This is a genomic window from Mycobacterium sp. HM-7, assembly GCF_053852335.1.
Genome location: NZ_CM132657.1, coordinates 5,816,723 through 5,835,055, shown reverse-complemented (window position 1 = coordinate 5,835,055; position 18,333 = coordinate 5,816,723). Strand labels below are relative to the sequence as shown.

Sequence of the window (18,333 nt, the reverse complement as noted above, 5' to 3'; positions counted from 1 at the left end):
CCTGTGAGTTTCCTCAAGGCATTGGCAGACTGGACGCCATGGACCCGGTGGCCGCACTGCGGGAGATCGCCTTCTACAAGGACCGCGCGCGCGAGGAGTCCCGTCGCGTCATGGCCTACCGCAAAGCCGCGGACGTCGTGGAGGCGCTGACCCCCGAGCAGCGCGACAAACTGGGCCGGGCCAACGGCTGGCAGACGCTGACCGGAGTCGGGCCCAAGACCGCCGCCGTGATCGCCCAGGCCTGGTCGGGTCGTGAGCCCGACGCGCTCGTCCAACTACGCACTCAGGCAGCTGATTTGGGTGGGGGAGTGGTGCGTACAGCGCTGAAGGGCGATCTGCACCTGCACTCCAACTGGTCCGACGGATCGGCACCGATCAGCGAAATGATGGCCACCGCAAAGCGTTTGGGTCATGAGTACTGCGCACTCACCGACCACTCACCGCGGCTGACCGTGGCGAATGGCCTCAGCGCGGACCGGCTCCGTCGACAGCTCGACGTCATCGACGAAATTCGTGACCGGTTCGCACAGATGCGCATCCTCACCGGCATCGAGGTCGACATCCTCGACGACGGTTCGCTGGATCAGGAGCCCGAACTGTTGGAGCGGCTGGACGTGGTGGTGGCCAGCGTGCACTCCAAGCTGTCCATGGATGCCGCCGCGATGACTCGGCGTATGGTCCGCGCGGTGTCCGGTGGCCAGGCGAACGTGCTCGGCCACTGCACCGGACGTCTGGTCGAGGGCTCGCGTGGCACCCGGCCGGAATCGAAATTCGACGCGGAAGCGGTGTTCGCGGCGTGTGCCGCCAATGACGTTGCGGTGGAAATTAATTCGCGTCCCGAACGGCGCGACCCACCGACGCGGTTGCTGAACCTGGCGTTGGAGACCGGCTGCCTGTTCTCGATCGACACCGATGCGCACGCGCCCGGACAGCTGGACTTCCTCGGCTACGGGGCGCAGCGGGCGCTCGACGCCGGTGTGCCGCAGGAACGGATCGTCAACACCTGGCCGGTCGAGCGACTGCTGTCATGGGCCGCCGCGTAGCGTCTGGCCCATGGTTCTCGGTACCGCAACCGCCGTCACGCTTTTCGCCGCCGGCCTGATCTTCCTGCTGGCCCTGATCCTCGGCATCTGGAAGTACCGGCAGATGGCCGTAAACGCCGATCACCTGGCGCACCCGTACGTCGACATCGCGCACCGCGCCGCGCTGATGTACTCGTTCGCCACGCTGCTGGTCGCGGTGTTCGTGCAGCTCAGCGCCTGGCCGACGTGGGTGAATCTCACGGCCGCAATGGTTTTGGTCTTCTTTTTCGTCGTCGCGATCGCCGCGTACATTCTGCACGGACTGCGGCAGGACACCACCAACCAGTTCGAGCACCCGACCGGCGGTCTGCACGCCGGAATGGTGGCGCTGATCCTCGGCGAGGTCGGCGGATTTGCGGTGCTGCTGGCGGGTTTCGTGGTTGCGCAGTTCTGAACCGGGCGTGCGGGCATACTCGGTGAGCATGGCTCTTCGATCGAAGATGCGTCGGGTCGCCACCCTGGCCGCGGCAGGTCTGCTGGCCGCGTGTTCCGTCCACGTGGGCGGCGGGGCCGCCACCATGTCCAAAGACAAGTTGGAGACGGCGGTCAAGAACAAGCTGAGCCTGCAGACCGAATCGAACATCGATTCCGTGGTGTGCGACGGCGCTCTCCAGGCGTCGGTGGGAGCGGCGCAGACGTGCACCGTCGTCACCGGCAAGACGAGTCGTCACGCGACGGTACGGGTCGCGGATATTCGCGGCTCCGACATGGCCCTCAGCATCGAGATCATTCCCGGCAAGTGACACTTCACGACGGTCTGCTGCAGTTGAACAGCCCGGCGCGGCCGTGGTTGATCCGCGACGGCGCTCCGGAGGGCGTCGATCTGGTGGCCGAGTGGAAGTCCGACGACCCGGACTGGCGGCAGGTGCTCGAAGACCTGGCAGTGGCGCTGACCTTCCAGATCCATCTGCGCCTGGACACCGAACAGCGACAGCTGCACGCGGTGGACCACTTGGTCGAATGGCGGCAAGATGCCGAGGGCCAGTGGATCGAATGCCATGACACCGGCGACCTGCAGCTGTTCTGGTCGGGCAACTCGAACTGTATGCACCACCTGATCACGACCGACGACATCAAGGTCCCGATCCAGCAGTGCGTCGCCGACGCGGGGTGGACGTACCGGATCGGTTAGCTCAGTACTCGCCGCGTAGGTAACGCGCGTTCGCCTCAGCCTCGGCGTCGGCGGCATGCTCCGGCGTGGGCAAGTTCATGTACTGGTCCACGTAGTCGCGTGCGGTGTGCTCGTCGGCGCCGTGGTAGGTGAGCATGTCTTCAACCAGCGTGCGCTGACTGGCCTGGCCCTTCAGGCTGGCCAGCTCCGCGGTGGCGACGATCTCGCGCGCCAATTGGGCCTCGTCCATGGCCGTCACCTGTGGTTCGAGTTCGATGCGTTGCAACCAGCCGCTGACGGTCGCCGTGGCAGTGACCGTGCCCGCGGCATTGGTCACGCTGACTGCGAGCACGATCGGGGCGGTGATGTCGTCGTCTCGCGTGAGAACGCCTGCCGAGTCAGACACGCTGTCGGACGCGGGCGGCTGACGGTCGGTGGCATCCTCCACGACATCGAAGTAACTGGGCGGGGCGACGTAATCGTAGGAATCCACGTCGCTTTCGTCGGCCCAGTCGTCGAAGTCGTCCGAATGGTCACTGTGCAACGTGGACCCCTGGTTGCCTTCTTCGAATCAGATGAGATTCGAGTGCCTGCCATGACATTAGCAGCGCCGACAATTCCGAGTCGCGGGGAATTTCGTGCTGATCAGGTGTACATAGCGGGGTTAACCTGGATGAGCTGGGGGCAGCGGCGGGTCTGTGCGCAAGGGGGATGCATGAGTGAGTTGAAGGTCGATCCGGCCGAGATTCACAAATCAGGTGTCGAGGTGGGTGAGATCGCTGCGAGGGCGAAATCGGCATTCGCCGACAGCGACACAGCGCTTGCGTCGGCTCAGTCGGGTTGGGTGGGTAGCTCCGCCGGCGCACTTGCGTCTTTGGCCGCAGAATGGCGGGAAGCGACGGTGTTGTGTCCCAAGAATCTTGTCGAGCACGGTGACAAGTTCATTGAAGCGGCTGAGAAATACGTTCAGTCCGACGAATCGGGGGCGGCTTTGGTAAGAAAAGCAGCCCAGGATATTGGGATTCGTTCGCGTATCTGAACACCTTGGTTCGACTGGGGGCCTCGATGCCGCTCAGTGCGCGGGCGTCAGCCTGAAGTAACCGTATATATGGACCTGCTCGTCGATCGGCCCCGGCGTGACGGGGTCCTGTAAAGCGACCGCAAGCACTCGGTCGTTGCTGTTCGGTCGCCAGAACTTGCTGTCGCGTCGCCATAAAATGTAGGCAAAGTCGATCTCGCGCTCTGGGGTTTGGCCGGCGCGATCGACTGAGTAGCCTGCTCTCTGCAGATATCCTCCGGCCTCGCTGCGAATCGCGTCCCAGGCAAACCCGCCCTTGCCGGCCAAGAACCGATTGTCGGCGACGACGTAGCCGGACTCAACTGTCGAAGCAAACTGCGTCAACGCCTGTTCGGCACGGGTCCGGACCGCCGAATCAACGCCATCAATAGGAAGGGACGCCCCCCGCATCCGATGTTTTTCGTATGGATAGGCGGGAATGTCTGCTAATGGCACAACCGGTCGCTGGGCAATTCGAAACATCGTGATTCCTCCAGCGGCAATAACGACGAATACGACAACGGCAAAACCAATCCACATCTTCTTCGTTGACCGTTTCATCCTAGTGATCCAATGTTGACGACATTAGTGGGGTGATGCCCGTTGACGCCAGGAATTCCAGAACCGATGAGTTCGCCAAGCCTGACAGTGATGATCGGGTTCTCGTTGTCGCTGTTCCACGGATTGCGGAGCGTGACTTGCGCGTCGCTGCCGGTTCCGGTGATCTTTTCGACCATATATGCGTGGCTATTGTGTATTGGGCTGCCATCCGGTGTGCTTCCAATCGTGACAGGCTGGTGATTGGCCAGGGCCTGTGCAATCTCTTGGTCGAGGTGGTCCCTCGTCAGCCAGACATTCTGTGGATTGATCACCGTGCCTCGGTTTCCGGTGAGAGCTTCCATCGCGTCTTGAGGGTAGCCGCCCTGGCCTATGCCATTGTCCAGCGCATCTCCAAGGTTTCGCTCCGGAGATTTCAACTTCGCATAAGCGTTTTCCAGAACAGCCGGCCATAACGGTGCATCAGGTCTGCCATTATCGAGCCAACTCGCACCGTGATGCGCAATATTGGTGTCGATATCCTCTTGGGTAACAGAGATGTGCTTCCACTGCTTGCCGTCCCACAGCGTGACATCGAAATTTCCCGATGCCGGGTCGTAGTGTATTCGGTCCTTTATCCACTGCGGATTCGCATTGGCAATTGCGCCCATAGTCGAATCTAGGTAGCAATCTCCAATGCTGTCTTGATTGACATCGTCGGCAGTCGGATCGTGCGGATACAAATTTTTGTCGGTCCACCGAGGAGGCGGTTTGTCCTCGCCTTTTCCATCCTCGCCCGCCATCGGTAGCTTTTCACTGGCCTTCGTCAGTGCATCGGCGAGAAGGCCGTCGGCGTGATCGGCCGCTTGTCGAATCTGATCCAGGCTCTGCTGACCCGCCTTGGTCACGCCCTGTACAAGCGTGCGAAAGGCCGGTGGCAACGACGATAAATTCGTCGGCGGCATCACACGGTTTCCGTTGGCGTCAACCGTGATGCCGTACTGCCCCAGCGTTGATCTCAACTCGCGGAGTTGGCTCTTGACCTGCCTGACCTCGTTGGCTGCGGTATTGGCCGCTGCGGCAACCGCAGACGCGTCGCGGCCATGCCCATCCAAATCATCTGCGTTTGCCTGGGTGCGCACTCGCGCGGCATTGGCGCCCGTGCCTTGCCAGCTGTCAAACGCCGACAGTCCTCTCAAGGCGCTACCGGCCTCCGCGGCGGCATTCGCGCGCGCGGTACTTGCCGTACCTACTGCACTGAGTGAATCCGGATTCCACTCATCAACATCTGCAATCGATAGCCCCATCGTGCAGCCGACCTAAGAGATGTTCTCGGCCGTTTTGCGGACCGGACTTGCCCCAGCATCGGCAACTTTGCCGCTCGCCATCGCTAGGGAGCTGCACTCCTGACCCACGCGCCCCTCCAGTGCAATCAACACCCGACCCTCAACCGAGCCTAACCCGGCCCGCCGGACCCGCCCCGCACCAATTCGGGCCGCTCAGTAGATCCTGGGGTCAAACATTCTCTTGACGCAAACAAGTTCGGATGCAGTATCTTTCACTCGATCAAGGCTCCGGCAGCATCGGCACTTCCCAGCCGGGGTCCTTGCCGACCAGGACCGCGCGCGTCAGGCAGGCGTTGCCGAACCGCTGGCGCACGAGGTCGACGGCGCAGTCCACCGCTGCGGTATCCGGCTCGCCGTCGAACGGCAACTCGAGCTGTTCGGTGCCGCCGGTGTCGACGTTCGATACCGAGAACCCCATCAGGGTCAGCCCCCGATCGGCGATGACCAGACCCGCCGCGGCCACCAATCCACGTGCGGCCGTGAGGATCTCCTCGGTCGACGCGGTCGCACGCCGCATGGTGTGTGATCGGGTGGCACGACTGTAATCGTCGAACCGCAGCCGCAGCACCACTGTGCGTCCAGTCCGTCCACTGCTGCGCATGCGACGGGTGATGCGGTCGATCAGGTTGATGATCATGGCATCGATGTCGTTGTCGGACATGGTGTTTCCGCGCCGTCCCACTGCCCGCTGGGCGCCGACGGAGCGCCGCCGCACGCCGGTGGTCACGCGCCGGCGGTCGATGTTGTGCGACAACGCGAACAGTTGGCGCCCCATGGCCGCGCCCACCATGGTGCCCAGTTCAGACTCGGTCAGGGCCGCGACATCGGCCACGGTTTCGACACCGTGTGTCCGGAGCTTGTCCGCGGTCTTGGCGCCGACGCCCCAGAGATGTTGCACCGGAAGAGGATGGAGGAAGGCAAGCTCGCGGTCCGGCGGCACCAGCAGCAGTCCGTCGGGCTTGGCTTCGCGGCTCGCGACCTTGGCCAGGAATTTGGTGCGCGCGATGCCGACGGTGATTGGCAGCCCGACGCGCTCACGGACCGACTCGCGCAGCGCGGCGCCGATCTGCACCGGGGTACCCGACACCCGGCCGAGACCGCTGACGTCGAGGAAGGCCTCGTCGACCGACAGTGGCTCGACGAGCGGCGTGGTGTCGCGAAAGACCTCGAAGACCGCCTTGCTGGCTTCCGAATAGGCGGACATCCGCGGGGGCACGACGATGGCCTGCGGGCACAGACTGCGGGCCTGGTGCCCGCCCATCGCGGTGCGCACGCCGAAGGCCTTGGCCTCGTAGCTGGCGGCGAGCACCACGCCGGCGCCGACGATCACCGGCCGGTTGCGCAGTGCGGGATCATCGCGCTGTTCGACCGAGGCGTAGAACGAGTCGAGGTCGGCGTGCAAGATGGCTGCTTGAGCGTCCGACACCTACATATGTTCGCACACATGTTCGACACATGGAAGGTCAGCTGCCGTAGATGCCGTTCAGCCAGATGTGGGTCAGGGTGTCGACGACGTCGTCGTGGGCGACGGCGCCGGGCTCGCCGGCCAGGGTGGCCATGATCATGCGCTCGTTCATGAGGTTCAGCGAGGTTGCGAGGTCTCGGGCGGGCAGCGTTTCCGGCGCGGCGCCGCGTGCGCGTTCGGCGGCGATCAGGGCGGCGGTGAGGTTGATCCACTTCTGCATGAGGCCGGCCCAGAATTCCCGGAATTCGGGGACTGTTCTGACGGCTTCGACGCCGGCTCGGGCGGTCGCGGGGTGCGAGCCGAACGAGCTGAAGAAGATCTCGATGCCGTGCCGGATGGCCTGTTTGGGGTCGGCCGGCATGTCTTCGAGTGCGCCGTCGAATCCGGTGTCGGCCCGCTTGATCAGTGGATCGAGCAGTGAGAGCAGTACCGCTTCCTTGGAGGGGAAGTAGAAGTAGAAGGTCGGCCGCGAGATGCCGGCGCCTTTTGCCAGGTCGTCGACCGAAATCTCGGCGAAGGTGCGCTGCTGCAGGAGGGTGGTCGCGGTGGCCAGGATGGCCGCTTCGCGGTCGTCACCGGATGGGCGGGCCGCGCGACGGCCGCGGGGTGCGCGGCTCGCGCTGGCGGTGGTCATACCGTCGATGGTAGCCGGAAACCACAGTTTTCGACAGACTGTTGACGTTGTCGACATGGTGTTGATACCGTCGGTACCATGATCGAACACTTCGATGTTGTCATCGTCGGCGCCGGGATCTCCGGCATCAGCACCGCCTGGCACCTGCAGGACCGCTGCCCCACCAAGAGCTATGTGATCCTGGAGCGCCGGGAGAACATCGGTGGCACCTGGGACCTGTTCAAGTACCCGGGCATCCGCTCGGATTCGGACATGTTCACCCTCGGTTTCCGGTTCAAGCCGTGGGAGTCGGCCAAGTCGATCGCCGACGGCCAGTCCATCTGGAACTACATCAACGAGGCTGCCGACGAGAACGGCATCCGCCAGCACATCCGCACCGGCCAGCAGGTCACCTCGGTGGACTGGTCGGATGCCGACAACCGCTGGACCATCAACATCGTCGCGGGTGGCGAAGACAAGCAGATCACCGCGTCGTTCCTGTCGGTGTGCAGCGGCTACTACAACTACGACGAGGGCTACTCGCCCGAGTTCCCCGGCGCGGCCGACTTCACGGGTCAGATCGTGCACCCGCAGCACTGGCCCGAGGATCTCGACTACACCGGCAAGAACGTCGTCGTCATCGGTTCCGGTGCCACGGCCGTCACGCTGATCCCGTCACTGGTGAACGGCGGTGTCGGGCACGTCACCATGCTGCAGCGCTCGCCCACCTACATCGGCGCGCTGCCGCTGGAGGACCCGGTCGCCAAGCAGACCAACAAGTACCTGCCAAAGCACCTGGCGCACTTCGCAAACCGCTGGAAGCAGATCGGCTACAGCACCGCGCAGTACCAGCTGGCCCGTAAGTTCCCCGCGGTGTTCAAGAAGGCGCTGCGCCAGATGGCGACCCGCCGGCTGCCCGAAGGCTTCGACTATGACAAGCACTTCAGCCCGCGCTACAACCCGTGGGACGAGCGAGTGTGCTTGGCGCCCAACGGAGATCTGTTCAAGGCCATCCGCTCGGGCAAGGCGGGCGTGGTCACCGACACCATCGAGACCTTCACCGAGAACGGCATCAAGCTGAGCTCCGGTGAAGAGCTGCAGGCCGACATCATCGTCACCGCAACAGGTTTGAACATGCAGCTGTTCGGTGGCGCGGTCGCATACCGCAACGGCGAGCCGATCGACTTGCCCAAGTCGATGACCTACAAGGGCCTGATGCTCTCGGGCGTGCCGAACATGGCGATCACCTTCGGGTACACCAACGCGTCCTGGACGCTCAAGGCCGATCTGGTGTCCGAGTTCATCTGCCGCGTGCTGAACTATATGGACGCCAACGGATTTGACCGCGTCGAGCCGCAGCACCCCGGTGACCGCGTCGACGAGCTGCCGTTCATGGACTTCACTCCCGGCTACTTCAAGCGGGCCATGGACAGCCTGCCGAAGTCGGGCTCGGAAGCGCCGTGGAAGCTCAAGCAGAACTACTTCTTCGACATGCGGACCATCCGGTACGGCAAGGTCGACGAGCAGGCCCTGCAGTTCACGAAACACCGGGTTGCCGTGAACGCCTAGTTCTCTGCCCAATAGTCGCGAAAACCCCCAAAATCTGTTGATTTTGGGGGTTTTCGCGCGTTGTTCGGGCGGAAGGCGTGACTGCGGCCTACCGGTCGCCTCCGGCGACCACGACAATGCCGTCCTCGTCGCAGTAGGCGATGTCGCCGGGGACGAAGGTGACGCCGCCGAAGGTCACCTCGACGTCGCGCTCACCCGCGCCGGTCTTGGTGCCCTTGCGGGGGTTGGTACCCAACGCCTTGATGCCGACGTCGATGGTGCGCAGCGTCGACGCGTCGCGCACCGGGCCGTTGACGATGACGCCCGACCAGCCGTTGTCGTGGGCGAGGCCGGCGATGATGTCGCCGACGAGGGCGGTGTGCAGCGATCCGTCGCCATCGACCACCAGGACGCCGCCGTCGCCCGGCGTCGACAGGATCGACTTGAGCAGCGCGTTGTCCTGGAAGCACTTCACCGTGGTGATCCGGCCGGCGAACATGGTCCGGCCGCCGTAGTTCTGCAACTGCAGATCGCAGCTGCGGACGTCGGGATAGATCTCGTCGACGAGGTCGGCGGTGGCGCGGGGTTCGATGGTCACCCGCCGATTATCTCAGGGGCGGTGTCAGTCCGCGGTACGGCGTCGGGCCAGCAGCACGACGAGCAGAGCCAGTACGGCCGTGGCGATCACCGCGGCGACCGGCACAGGCGAGCGCTGCGGGATGGGCGGAGCCAGGTCGAGCAGGGGCAGCGGCGCCGGCGCCGGCGATGCGGGAGCCTGGGCTTCGGGGGCCTGGGGTTCTGCCGCCCGAGGTTCGGGGGCCTGGAGTTCGGGCGCCGGCGGCGCCGGTGGCGCGACTTTCGGCGGAGCCTTCTTCGCGGGGGCCTTCTTGGCCGGGGCGGTGGTCGCGGCTTTCTTGGCCGGCACCTTTTTGGCAGGCACCTTCTTGGCAGGCACTTTCTTCGCGACGGCCTTCTTTGCCGGCGTCTTCTTGGCAGGGGCCTTTTTGGCCGGCGTCTTCTTCGCCGGAACGCTGGGCCGCAACTCGTCGGGAGAGTTCTGCTCGTCTGTCATGCGGTGCTCCTCCGAGCGGTTACGACACTCCGAGGCGGGCCAGGACGTCTGCGTCGATGCCATCGAGCTGGCTGTCGATGGCTGCGTGCGCGGTCCGCCGCTGCGGGGCCGGCATGTTCTCGGCCGCCGTCACCGCAGCGGACAAGTCGGCCAGCTTGCTCGACAACGTCGTCACGAACTGCTTGGTCTCGGCGTCCTTGGGCTTGTTCTCGGCCACCTTGCGCAGCGAGCGCTCCGCACCGGCGATCCGGGCGGACAACGCGCCGCCGGTGCCGGAGAACTGCCCGATCTGGCTCAGCGGAACACCCAGCTGGTCGGCGCGACGCTGGTCGATGACGCCACGCGCGGCGATCGCGGCCCGGTACGCCACCGGCACCACCACAGGCGCGAGGATTCGCGAAACCATCAACAGCCGGCGAATCTTGGTCGGCGACAGCAGCTTGCCCTCACGGACCGCTTGGAGCTGTGTTTCAGCTACCTTGAGCGCCACCTTGTCGCTGTCCCGCTGGGCTTTGACACCGGCGCGGTCCCGCTTCGTTTGCCGACGGCCATCCGCCTTGATGCGGCGTGCCTCATTCTTGGCGGTCAGCCGTGCCTCGAGTTTCGCCTTCGCCTTGATCGCCTTCGCCTCGGCGCGACGGGTTGCCCGGCTCTTGCGTCGCTTGAACAGGCCCATTCCGGCTGACCTCCCGGTCGTCTCGACACGTGTGCACGATCTTGCTGCGATGGTGACGTCACCTTATCGTCCGTGGACCGGAATCGGGCACCGGGTCGCAGGTCGAATTCCGCCGTAATTCGAGCGTGGAATTTCACACATTTCTGGCTACTTTATCCAGCAAACAAAGTCCGGCGGTTGTGCGACAATTATTCCGAATTCATCGGAGCGGGTTTTTGATGCCATGAAAGCAGAGGGAACGATGGCGCCACGCCAACGAATAGCTACAGCTGCCGCTCTGATGGCATCTGGGCTGTTGATCGCTGGCATGGGCGGCGCGAACGCCTTCGCTGATCCTGCAGGTTCCGGTGCGGGCTCGAGTGACCACGGTGGGGGAGCTTCCCCTGGCGCTACCAAGCCTGGTAGTGGCACAACCGCTGGTGGCGGCCACAAGGCGCCCACTCGGCCGATCAAGCCGTCCGACGGCCAGTCGCAGACGCCGTCGACCGGCGGCACCGCTTCGGGCGCGAAAAAAGATAAGCACGGCGCGTCTGGCGGCGTTGCTCAGAGTGGTCCGGAAGCGGGTGTTCGCGGCCCCGGTAAAACCGGTGAATCGGGCAGGAATACGCCTGAAAGCAATCCTTCCAGCAAACAAAACAATGCCACTTCTCCGGGGCAATCCGAGGAATCTGGAACTTCAAAGCCGGCCGCTGGCGAACACCAGACACCGGCCGGCTCGTCGACGCCGCAGGCCGAGACCGGGATTACGGCCGGCGCCGCCACACCCTCGACGACGGGCGGCACAAGCCCATCGGAGCCGGCGGCCGCGACCGGGCCCGCGCCCGCGCCCGCGCCCGCGTTGAGCGTCCCCGGTATTCGGCTCCCCAGTCTGCCCAGCATCCCCAGCCTCCTGGGTCTGCCCGCACTCGGCCTGCCCAAGCTGCCGGGGCTGCCGACCGTCCCGGTTCCCGGGGGCGTCAAGCCGGGAAGCGGGACGGACAGCCCCGCGTCGCCGACGTCGTCGCCCACCAAGACACCGGCCAAGCCGACCTCGACCGGGGCGACCACCAGCCTCAACCTGATGGGTCTGACGTTCTCGCTGCCGGCCGCGGCAGTCCACACGACGTCGACCGGCGCCGTGCAGAGCATCGATCTGACGAAGATCCCGCTGGCGGCGCTGGTACCGCGATTGCCGCGGTGGGATCAGCTCCCGCAGCTGCCCGACATGTCGAACATTCCGGTGCTGGCGCAGCTCGCCGCGATTCCGGTGTTCGTCCTCGCCCACATCGAGCCGGTCTATGACTTCGTCGCAGGCCTCACCAACGCGACGCTGGACGCCGCGACGTCGCTGCCTTTCATGCAGACGTCGCTTTCGATGCTGAGCGGGCAGGTCGTTCCGACCATGAACTTGAACGTCGGGCGCCCCAACCGCATGCCCCTGCCGTCGGCGGGACTGCCGATCGCACCGGTGCTGGACCCGCCGGCGTTTCCCGCGCTGAAACTGGACAACCCGGTCGTGGTCAGCGCGCCGGCGGAAGTCCCGGCGGTGCGGTCACCGCAGCCGACCACGTTCGGCACCAAGAACGAGATCATCGCCGACCCCCCATTCCGGGCCGGATATCCTGACTACCTGCGTGCGGCCGGTCTCAGTGAGGTGGCGGCGGTGGCCGTCCCCGGCTTCACCGGCATCCTCATCCTGACCGGCGCCGGTGGGCTGGTCGGGTACCGGCAGGCGCGCGCTGGTCACGTAGTCCGCCGCAGCGGCACTGCACGATTTATGACCTGACGGAATGGGTCTGCGGCACAATTGATGGCAACCGTGCCAATCGCAGTGAAAGGGGGTTCGGCATGCCCGCGAGCCGCCGCGTCACACGCGCAGTCAACTCAGTGCTGGATCTAGCCCCGCGACGTGGTGAAGTCTCACTCGCCCGTCTCGTCGAAGCGGTCAGTGAGGATCGTGGCCGCCCGATCGAGGTGACCATGGCCGACCTCCCCGCCGGGGTCTGTGGACAGTGGCGCCAGTACAACGACCGTGACGTGTTCCTCTTGCAAAAAGGACTCCCGGCCGGCGATCGGACGCTCGCCCACGAGCTCGGCCACCTGGTTCTCGGTCATGAGGGCGTCTCCGTCGTCGAGGCCGCCCGGGACTCCATGGAACTGGCGAGTTCCGATCTCATCGGCTACATGCTGAATCAGCGGACCGGGTGCATGGGTCCGGCCGGCGAGGAAGCCGAACAAGAAGCCGAAGATTTCGCCGCGCTCCTGATCCATCGGCTGGGTCGGCTGCCGTCTGACCGATCCTCGATCGTCCAGATCCGTCTCGGCGAGGCATTTGGTTGATCATCTGGGTAATCGCCGGCCTGCTCGGCCTGGCGACCGGCCTTCGTATCGGTTGGGCACTGGTCAACAAGCAGTCGCTCGTCAGCGCAGCGATGATCGTCGCGCTCGGCAGCCTGGGCTTGGTCGCGGCACTGAACTGGGAGCCGCTCACGCTGCTGCTCGACACGATCCTGCGCTGGCCGAACGTGTCCAGCATGCTCAGCCAGGTAGCGCTGATCGCCTGTGCCGCCGGCAGCTGCGTCATGATCACGTCGGCGTCGTCGAGCCGTAAACCGTTGGCGATCCGGCGCATCGCCCTGGTTCAGTACAGCGTCGCCGCGGCGATCGCGGCACTGACGCTGGTGCTGTTCTTCGTGACGCCGCAACAGCCGGAGATGGCGCCCGAGGAGTATCTGCGCCGCAATCTCGGTTCGGGCGGCAACTCGCTGTCGTGGCTGTTGCCATTGCTGTACGTGCTGTTGGCACTCACGCTGGTTGCGTGGGCCGGTGTGCGTAACTCCAACCGGACCCGGCGGGGCAGGGCCCTGTTCGTCTTCAGCGTCGGCATCGTGCTGATCGTGTTGGCCAGCGCCTTCATCTTGTTGCGGGCCGTGGGCAGCACCCAGCTGGTCGGTGTGGGCGCCGCCGCGACGATCCTCGGCTGCGCCATGCTCGTGGTGGCCAGTGGCTCGCTGCTGCCCAGCATTGAAGACTGGTTCGGGGCGCGGCGCGAACTGCGGACCATCGCCCCGCTGCTCGCGGAATTGAGCCGCCGTCACCCCAACATCGGGATCGGCGTGCGTCCCCGCGGGCCGCTGCTCTTTCGCGTGGCAGAGCAGATGTCGCTGATCTCCGACGCGCTGTACCTGGAGGCCACCGCCGTTCTGGACAGTGCCGGTCACGCCGGCGATTCCGGGTCCGTCGACGTGGCGCCGGATCTGCAGGCGCGGCGGGTGGCCAGCTGGCTTTACGACAGCCGAGGCGGCCGGCCGAAGGGCGCGTCGCGAACGAAGTTTCCCGGCCCGAGCTGGCTGCGGCAGCCCGCGTCGTATTCGGACCGTGAGTGGATCCTGGCTATTGCCGCGCAGTACCGCGACCTGGATCGGCAGGGTAAGGCTGAGGCGACCGGAACCGCCGCCAAGGCGTCCGTCGGACGGGTGAAAGCAGTACGACCAGCGGATTAACGGAATCCGCTGGTCGTAAGGTGGTTGAGCCCGAGCGGGCTAACCGGTTCAGCTGTCGAGGTTCTCCTGGCGACGCAGCTCGTCAACCTTGTCTGCGAGGTCCCTCTTGGCTTCAGAGGACAGGCCGACAGTACGAGCGGCAATGCGGCGGATGCCCTCATCGCGCATGTTGGCGAGCCACGTCAGCTCCTTGTCGAGCTTCTCGTAGTACTCGTCGTCGGTGAAGTAAGCCGGCTTGATCCGGAAGAAGTTGGCAAGCGCGGCCATCGTCGCGACGGACGGGTTGGTCCGGTTGCCCGAACGCAGCTGCGACAGGTACGGGGCAGACATGGTCACACCCTCGGCCTTCAGTGCGGCGATGACCTCGGCCGATGTGTGAGCGCCGCGTCCTGGCGGGTAGACGGTGTCAAACAGCCGGTTCAGCCGAGCGGCGAACGTCATGCTCATCGGTTATTCCTCCACTTAGCGATATCTGCAGGCGTCAGTGTCACTATTTGCTGACTATCGTAGCGAGAGTTGCGCCGAGAGCCAAGTGCAAACCGCGGAAAACTCGATCCAGCTACCAAATTAGTCGACCGAATGGCCTCCGAGCTGGGAATCTAACGGTGGATCCCAGCGCACACCGGTGGCCTGATGAGGCAAATTTTGACGCATGTGCTATTTTGCCCGGACCTCTGCTGCACGTCGCGTCACAGTCTTCGTCGGGCGGTGGACGATTCAGCAATCCGGGCGCGGGGCGGTCGGTGTCGTCCAAAGTGTTTGCCATCAGGGTACCGGCGATTAACCGGAGGAGCGGGGCGTGGTAACCGCCCACGCCGCTCGCCATGCGTCCGGGGCCGCCGGCCGGCGAGATGCCGAAAATGGCGGCATCTTTGCTGTTAATCCACTGTTGGGTCAGGCGGCAAGCAGCATCGCCAGAATGGCGGTATCGGGGTGGCTGATGGGATCCACGCCGACCCTGCTGACCATCGAGGTGATGGTGCCGTCCGCCTCCGCTTCGACCCAGGCGGCACGGTGATCGAGTCCCAGGTAAGGCAGTCCGGGTAGGAGCAGGCAGCCGGACGCGGCGCCGCGGCACTCCGGAAGGGAGGGCGTCGTCTCGGCGGGCGGATGGAGCATCAACAGTGCCGTCGGCTGGTGGCTGGCGAAATATCCGGGTGGCACCGCAGCTTCGCCAATAACCGGACCTTCGGCGAGAACCAGGCCGACCGTGCCTGGCTGTGGATGTTCTGGAAGTTCGTCGCGTGTGCCGAAGATGGTGGTGGTTGCCAGCAGTCCCGGCAGAGAGGCCACCCGGACCGCGACCATGAGTAGCTGAGCCCATTCCTTGGTGGAATCCGGCCACCGTCCGGAGACCACGAACCCCTTCAGTGCACCGCCGGAATGGAAGGGTGCAATCTCGACCGCTTGCCCAGACCCGCTGTCCATGGCTGCCTCCGGTGCTCATCAGCAATCTTGTCGATACGACAGTGGATCGCTGATTCCAGGGTGCGGCAGTGACGGGTTAGCACGCAAGATGGCCCGAGTGCCAGAAGTGTCTTGTGAGCCGAAAGTGGCAATTCGGCTGGCGCGCTTGACGCTTCGGTGGTAACGCGAACGGGGCGCCGCGCACAAGCGCGACGCCCCGTCAGCCGGGAACGCGAGATCAGCCGAAGATCAGACCATTGGTCTTGGTGGTGGCAGCGGCGAAGCGCTCCTGGACGTCGGCCCAGTTGACGACGTTCCAGAAAGCCTTGACGTAGTCCGCCTTGACGTTCTTGTACTGCAGGTAGAACGCGTGCTCCCACATGTCGACCTGCAGCAGCGGGATGATGCCGAGCGGCACGTTGGCCTGCTGGTCGTACAGCTGGAAGGTCAGCAGCCGGCCGCCCAGGCTGTCGTAGCCGAGCACCGCCCAGCCCGAGCCCTGCAAGCCGTTGGCGGCAGCGGTGAACTGTGCGCGGAACTTGTCGAACGACCCGAACTGGTCGTCGATCGCCTGCGCGAGTTCGCCGGTCGGCTTGTCACCACCGTTGGGGGACAGGTTCTTCCACCAGATCGAGTGGTTGACGTGGCCGCCGAGGTGGAAGGCCAGGTTCTTCTCGTTCAGGAAGATCGCGGCGTGGTCGTCGCCGGCCCGCGCCTCTTCAAGCTTGGCCACCGCATCGTTGACGCCCTTGACGTAGGCCGCGTGGTGCTTGCTGTGGTGGATTTCGTTGATCTGACCGGAGATATGCGGCTCCAGGGCGCCGTAGTCGTAGTCCAGTTCCGGCAAGGTGTACTCAGCCACAGGATTCCTTCCTTAGATGATCGCGTGCGGGATCAACGACCCTAGTTGGGGTTCGTCCACAGATCCGAGACCACATTGCTCCATCCCTGCGCGCACCGCAAGGAGACCCCCGGTAACAGGGGTGCGATCGGCGCCCGTCGGGGCTTTACACCAGAACGATCAGAACAAGCACCACGAGCAGGACCAGCGCGATGATCCCGGCGCGCACGCAGGCGACCAGTTGGCTGTGGGTGCGGGACGGGAAAGCGGACTGCCACTCCGGCGATGCGCCCGACCCTGGGCGCAACGGATGTGCCGCCATTGCATGCTCCCTGACCTGCTTCAACAATCCTGAGTTCCCGGTTTCGAGGGGAGTGAGGATTGTCACAACCCGGTGTTGTGATGCCGATCATAACCATTTGCCGGCTGGACGGGGAAATCGGGCGCCATCGGCGGTGGGTCGAATCCGCGGAGCCAAAACTACTTAGCTCGACAAGCTTTTTCGCTCGCCCCGCGTGTCGGCCTGTTGATCAATGCGGACCAATGGCCCTTGTTTTATCCCCAGTCAATTACCGGTTTGGTGCGCTGTCGCCGGTACGGACGCCCGCGCGCGATTCGGCGGCCTGTGGATGAACCTGTGGAAACTGTGGATAGTTCGCCGATTGCTGTCACGGCGCGGCGTGGTCTCCAAGCGCAGCCCGTGCCAGCATGTACCCATGGATGATGTGCACGTGCCGCAGATTGACGTCGATCAGTTGCCCGCCGAGTTCGACTCGACCGCGGTCCTGCTCGACGTGCGGGAGAACGATGAGTGGGCCCGCGGCCATGCGTCCGGCGCGCAGCACATCCCGATGAGCGAGGTGCCGGCCCGATTGGGTGAGATCGACGGTGACGCCGCCCTGTACGTCATCTGCCATGCCGGTGGCCGGTCGCTCAAGGTCTCGCACTACCTGGCTCGCAACGGGTTCGAACCGATCAACGTCAACGGCGGGATGCTGGCCTGGGCGGGATCCGGCCGCGCGATCGTCACCGACGACGGCGCGCCCGGCGCCGTCTGACGGGCCCGTAGGCTGGTTTCGTGATCCAGGTCTGTTCCCGGTGCTCGACGCGTTGGAACGTGCGTGATCGCCAACGCCAGTGGTGCCCGCGCTGCCGCGGTCCGCTGTTGGCGCCCGTCGCACAGACACCTGCCGCCGGTCAGTCGAAATCGTCGCGCGGCTATCGCTGGATCGCCGTCCGTCCCGGTCCGGCGCCGAAGCCGCGGCGACACCAGCCTCCGCTCGGGCCGACGCCCCACTATGACCACATTCCGCGCTGGGGCCTGAGCGAGGACTTCACCGAGCAGGCTCCTGGGGAGGCCGCCGGGCAGGATCAGGTTCATCGTGGCCCGTCGACCGCGGTGGTGCAGACGGTCGCGGTCATCACGATGGTCGCGCTCGGCGCCGCGGCGCTCATGCACGTCGTGCGATACATCCTGCTGCTGATCAACCGCACCGTGCTGCTCAACCCGTGGGTCGCGATCGGGGGCAGCTGGCTGGGCGTTGCCTCCAGCGTCGTTGCGCTGTTCGCAGTCCTGGCGACGGCGATCGTGCTCACCAACTGGCTGATCGCCCGCCGCGCGGCGGCCTACCACCGCGCGGGAACGACGGAGCCGCGCCGCCGCTGGGTGCTGTGGGTGGGCTGCCTCGTCCCGGTGGTCAACATGTTCCTCGCGCCGGTCTTCGTCACCGAGATGGCGACGGCCGAGAACCGCATGAGCACGTTGCGTCGCCCGATCGGCATCTGGTGGTCGATCTGGGCCGTGTCCGGTCTGGTCGTCGCGTGGTCCGTCTGGGACATGTTCGCGACCGACCCTCAGGGCATCGCGGACAGCACCGAGGTGACCGTCATCGCGTACCTGATGGGCATGCTGGCGCTGGCGTTGGTCCTGCGCGTCTATCACGCCTTCGAGCGGACGCAGGCGGACTCGCCCGGACAGCGCTGGGTCGTCGTGGGGGCTGAGGAACGCGCTGCGGAAAGCGCTGAGGAACCGGAGGCATCGGCCGCGGATTCGTCCGTTCCGGTTGAGCCCACGCCGGAGGAACCGGCAGCATAGG

At 65.0% G+C, this 18,333-nt stretch carries 23 protein-coding genes; 11 read left to right on the top strand and 12 right to left on the bottom strand.

Annotation, left to right across the window (positions count from 1 at the left end):
- Positions 1 to 38: 38 nt before the first annotated feature.
- Genes ACWW1C_RS28035 through ACWW1C_RS28020 form a run of 4 tightly spaced genes read left to right on the top strand, consistent with a single transcriptional unit; the run spans position 39 to position 2,214 of the window.
- Positions 39 to 1,043 (top strand): PHP domain-containing protein, encoded by a 1,005-nt coding sequence (locus ACWW1C_RS28035; RefSeq protein ID WP_455981293.1) that lies wholly within the window; start codon positions 39 to 41, stop codon positions 1,041 to 1,043.
- A 10-nt stretch (positions 1,044 to 1,053) separates the two neighbouring features.
- On the top strand, positions 1,054 to 1,476 hold the full coding sequence (locus ACWW1C_RS28030) for a hypothetical protein (protein ID WP_455981292.1): 423 nt from the start codon (positions 1,054 to 1,056) through the stop codon (positions 1,474 to 1,476).
- A gap of 28 nt (positions 1,477 to 1,504) precedes the next feature.
- On the top strand, positions 1,505 to 1,825 hold the full coding sequence (locus ACWW1C_RS28025) for a DUF4333 domain-containing protein (protein WP_455981291.1): 321 nt from the start codon (positions 1,505 to 1,507) through the stop codon (positions 1,823 to 1,825).
- Complete coding sequence (locus tag ACWW1C_RS28020; RefSeq protein WP_455981290.1) at positions 1,822 to 2,214, top strand: hypothetical protein; 393 nt, start codon at positions 1,822 to 1,824, stop codon at positions 2,212 to 2,214. The genes ACWW1C_RS28025 and ACWW1C_RS28020 overlap by 4 nt, the downstream gene beginning before the upstream one ends.
- Position 2,215: 1 nt before the next feature.
- Here ACWW1C_RS28020 and ACWW1C_RS28015 read toward each other — a convergent pair whose 3' ends face one another.
- The gene (locus ACWW1C_RS28015; RefSeq protein WP_455981289.1) at positions 2,216 to 2,737 is read right to left on the bottom strand and encodes a hypothetical protein; all 522 of its coding nucleotides are present in this window, start codon (positions 2,735 to 2,737) and stop codon (positions 2,216 to 2,218) included.
- Positions 2,738 to 2,908: 171 nt separating this feature from the next.
- Here ACWW1C_RS28015 and ACWW1C_RS28010 point away from each other — a divergent pair, with 171 nt between their 5' ends.
- Positions 2,909 to 3,232: a WXG100 family type VII secretion target gene (locus tag ACWW1C_RS28010; protein WP_455981288.1), complete on the top strand. Its 324-nt coding sequence runs from the start codon at positions 2,909 to 2,911 to the stop codon at positions 3,230 to 3,232.
- A 33-nt stretch (positions 3,233 to 3,265) separates the two neighbouring features.
- Here the strand turns inward: ACWW1C_RS28010 and ACWW1C_RS28005 are convergent, their stop codons facing one another.
- From ACWW1C_RS28005 to ACWW1C_RS27990, 4 genes are all read right to left on the bottom strand, one after another.
- Positions 3,266 to 3,811 (bottom strand): hypothetical protein, encoded by a 546-nt coding sequence (locus ACWW1C_RS28005; protein ID WP_455981287.1) that lies wholly within the window; start codon positions 3,809 to 3,811, stop codon positions 3,266 to 3,268.
- Positions 3,808 to 5,094, bottom strand: coding sequence for a C2 family cysteine protease (locus ACWW1C_RS28000; RefSeq protein ID WP_455981286.1), 1,287 nt, complete (start codon positions 5,092 to 5,094; stop codon positions 3,808 to 3,810). Before ACWW1C_RS28000 ends, ACWW1C_RS28005 begins: the two co-directional genes overlap by 4 nt.
- A 259-nt stretch (positions 5,095 to 5,353) precedes the next feature.
- The gene (dinB, locus tag ACWW1C_RS27995; protein WP_455981285.1) at positions 5,354 to 6,559 is read right to left on the bottom strand and encodes a DNA polymerase IV; all 1,206 of its coding nucleotides are present in this window, start codon (positions 6,557 to 6,559) and stop codon (positions 5,354 to 5,356) included.
- 37 nt (positions 6,560 to 6,596) lie between these two features.
- Positions 6,597 to 7,232, bottom strand: a complete 636-nt coding sequence (locus ACWW1C_RS27990) for a TetR/AcrR family transcriptional regulator (protein WP_455981284.1) — start codon at positions 7,230 to 7,232, stop codon at positions 6,597 to 6,599.
- Positions 7,233 to 7,310: 78 nt separating this feature from the next.
- Between ACWW1C_RS27990 and ACWW1C_RS27985 the strand changes: the two genes are divergently transcribed.
- Positions 7,311 to 8,780: a flavin-containing monooxygenase gene (locus tag ACWW1C_RS27985; RefSeq protein ID WP_455979285.1), complete on the top strand. Its 1,470-nt coding sequence runs from the start codon at positions 7,311 to 7,313 to the stop codon at positions 8,778 to 8,780.
- An 88-nt stretch (positions 8,781 to 8,868) separates the two neighbouring features.
- On the opposite strand, the gene rraA is transcribed toward ACWW1C_RS27985, so the two are convergent.
- Genes rraA through ACWW1C_RS27970 form a run of 3 tightly spaced genes read right to left on the bottom strand, consistent with a single transcriptional unit; the run spans position 8,869 to position 10,507 of the window.
- Entirely contained in the window at positions 8,869 to 9,357 is a 489-nt protein-coding gene (gene rraA, locus ACWW1C_RS27980) for a ribonuclease E activity regulator RraA (protein ID WP_455981283.1), read from the bottom strand.
- 24 nt (positions 9,358 to 9,381) lie between these two features.
- Positions 9,382 to 9,831 (bottom strand): hypothetical protein, encoded by a 450-nt coding sequence (locus tag ACWW1C_RS27975; RefSeq protein ID WP_455981282.1) that lies wholly within the window; start codon positions 9,829 to 9,831, stop codon positions 9,382 to 9,384.
- 19 nt (positions 9,832 to 9,850) lie between these two features.
- Entirely contained in the window at positions 9,851 to 10,507 is a 657-nt protein-coding gene (locus ACWW1C_RS27970) for a DUF6474 family protein (protein ID WP_455981281.1), read from the bottom strand.
- 838 nt (positions 10,508 to 11,345) lie between these two features.
- Here ACWW1C_RS27970 and ACWW1C_RS27965 point away from each other — a divergent pair.
- From ACWW1C_RS27965 to ACWW1C_RS27955, 3 genes are all read left to right on the top strand, one after another.
- Entirely contained in the window at positions 11,346 to 12,272 is a 927-nt protein-coding gene (locus ACWW1C_RS27965; protein ID WP_455981280.1) for a hypothetical protein, read from the top strand.
- Positions 12,273 to 12,334: 62 nt separating this feature from the next.
- Positions 12,335 to 12,826, top strand: coding sequence for an ImmA/IrrE family metallo-endopeptidase (locus ACWW1C_RS27960; protein ID WP_020099579.1), 492 nt, complete (start codon positions 12,335 to 12,337; stop codon positions 12,824 to 12,826).
- Positions 12,823 to 13,989 carry a hypothetical protein gene (locus tag ACWW1C_RS27955; protein WP_455981279.1) on the top strand — a complete coding sequence of 389 codons (1,167 nt, stop codon included), beginning with the start codon at positions 12,823 to 12,825 and terminating at the stop codon, positions 13,987 to 13,989. The genes ACWW1C_RS27960 and ACWW1C_RS27955 overlap by 4 nt, the downstream gene beginning before the upstream one ends.
- Positions 13,990 to 14,037: 48 nt before the next feature.
- Here the strand turns inward: ACWW1C_RS27955 and ACWW1C_RS27950 are convergent, their stop codons facing one another.
- From ACWW1C_RS27950 to ACWW1C_RS27935, 4 genes are all read right to left on the bottom strand, one after another.
- Positions 14,038 to 14,436 (bottom strand): transcriptional regulator, encoded by a 399-nt coding sequence (locus tag ACWW1C_RS27950; RefSeq protein WP_455981278.1) that lies wholly within the window; start codon positions 14,434 to 14,436, stop codon positions 14,038 to 14,040.
- 447 nt (positions 14,437 to 14,883) lie between these two features.
- A complete protein-coding gene (locus tag ACWW1C_RS27945; RefSeq protein ID WP_455981277.1) occupies positions 14,884 to 15,417 on the bottom strand; it encodes a peptidase in 534 nt (177 codons plus the stop codon).
- 217 nt (positions 15,418 to 15,634) lie between these two features.
- On the bottom strand, positions 15,635 to 16,258 hold the full coding sequence (locus ACWW1C_RS27940; protein ID WP_043402473.1) for a superoxide dismutase: 624 nt from the start codon (positions 16,256 to 16,258) through the stop codon (positions 15,635 to 15,637).
- 145 nt (positions 16,259 to 16,403) lie between these two features.
- A complete protein-coding gene (locus ACWW1C_RS27935; protein ID WP_212807585.1) occupies positions 16,404 to 16,559 on the bottom strand; it encodes a hypothetical protein in 156 nt (51 codons plus the stop codon).
- 394 nt (positions 16,560 to 16,953) lie between these two features.
- On the opposite strand from ACWW1C_RS27935, the gene ACWW1C_RS27930 reads away from it, so the two are divergent.
- Together ACWW1C_RS27930 and ACWW1C_RS27925 are read left to right on the top strand one after the other, a co-directional pair.
- Entirely contained in the window at positions 16,954 to 17,295 is a 342-nt protein-coding gene (locus ACWW1C_RS27930) for a rhodanese-like domain-containing protein (protein ID WP_455981276.1), read from the top strand.
- A 59-nt stretch (positions 17,296 to 17,354) separates the two neighbouring features.
- Positions 17,355 to 18,332: a DUF4328 domain-containing protein gene (locus ACWW1C_RS27925; protein ID WP_455981275.1), complete on the top strand. Its 978-nt coding sequence runs from the start codon at positions 17,355 to 17,357 to the stop codon at positions 18,330 to 18,332.
- The last annotated feature ends 1 nt before the right edge of the window (position 18,333 follow it).

Coding starts and splice junctions, on each gene's coding strand:
- ACWW1C_RS28035 (WP_455981293.1), top strand. CDS start 39: ATGGACCCGGTGGCCGCACTGCGGGAGATCGCCTTCTACAAGGACCGC.
- ACWW1C_RS28030 (WP_455981292.1), top strand. CDS start 1,054: ATGGTTCTCGGTACCGCAACCGCCGTCACGCTTTTCGCCGCCGGCCTG.
- ACWW1C_RS28025 (WP_455981291.1), top strand. CDS start 1,505: ATGGCTCTTCGATCGAAGATGCGTCGGGTCGCCACCCTGGCCGCGGCA.
- ACWW1C_RS28010 (WP_455981288.1), top strand. CDS start 2,909: ATGAGTGAGTTGAAGGTCGATCCGGCCGAGATTCACAAATCAGGTGTC.
- ACWW1C_RS28005 (WP_455981287.1), bottom strand. CDS start 3,811: ATGAAACGGTCAACGAAGAAGATGTGGATTGGTTTTGCCGTTGTCGTA.
- ACWW1C_RS28000 (WP_455981286.1), bottom strand. CDS start 5,094: ATGGGGCTATCGATTGCAGATGTTGATGAGTGGAATCCGGATTCACTC.
- ACWW1C_RS27990 (WP_455981284.1), bottom strand. CDS start 7,232: ATGACCACCGCCAGCGCGAGCCGCGCACCCCGCGGCCGTCGCGCGGCC.
- ACWW1C_RS27985 (WP_455979285.1), top strand. CDS start 7,311: ATGATCGAACACTTCGATGTTGTCATCGTCGGCGCCGGGATCTCCGGC.
- ACWW1C_RS27975 (WP_455981282.1), bottom strand. CDS start 9,831: ATGACAGACGAGCAGAACTCTCCCGACGAGTTGCGGCCCAGCGTTCCG.
- ACWW1C_RS27970 (WP_455981281.1), bottom strand. CDS start 10,507: ATGGGCCTGTTCAAGCGACGCAAGAGCCGGGCAACCCGTCGCGCCGAG.
- ACWW1C_RS27960 (WP_020099579.1), top strand. CDS start 12,335: ATGCCCGCGAGCCGCCGCGTCACACGCGCAGTCAACTCAGTGCTGGAT.
- ACWW1C_RS27950 (WP_455981278.1), bottom strand. CDS start 14,436: ATGAGCATGACGTTCGCCGCTCGGCTGAACCGGCTGTTTGACACCGTC.
- ACWW1C_RS27945 (WP_455981277.1), bottom strand. CDS start 15,417: ATGGACAGCGGGTCTGGGCAAGCGGTCGAGATTGCACCCTTCCATTCC.
- ACWW1C_RS27935 (WP_212807585.1), bottom strand. CDS start 16,559: ATGGCGGCACATCCGTTGCGCCCAGGGTCGGGCGCATCGCCGGAGTGG.
- ACWW1C_RS27930 (WP_455981276.1), top strand. CDS start 16,954: ATGGATGATGTGCACGTGCCGCAGATTGACGTCGATCAGTTGCCCGCC.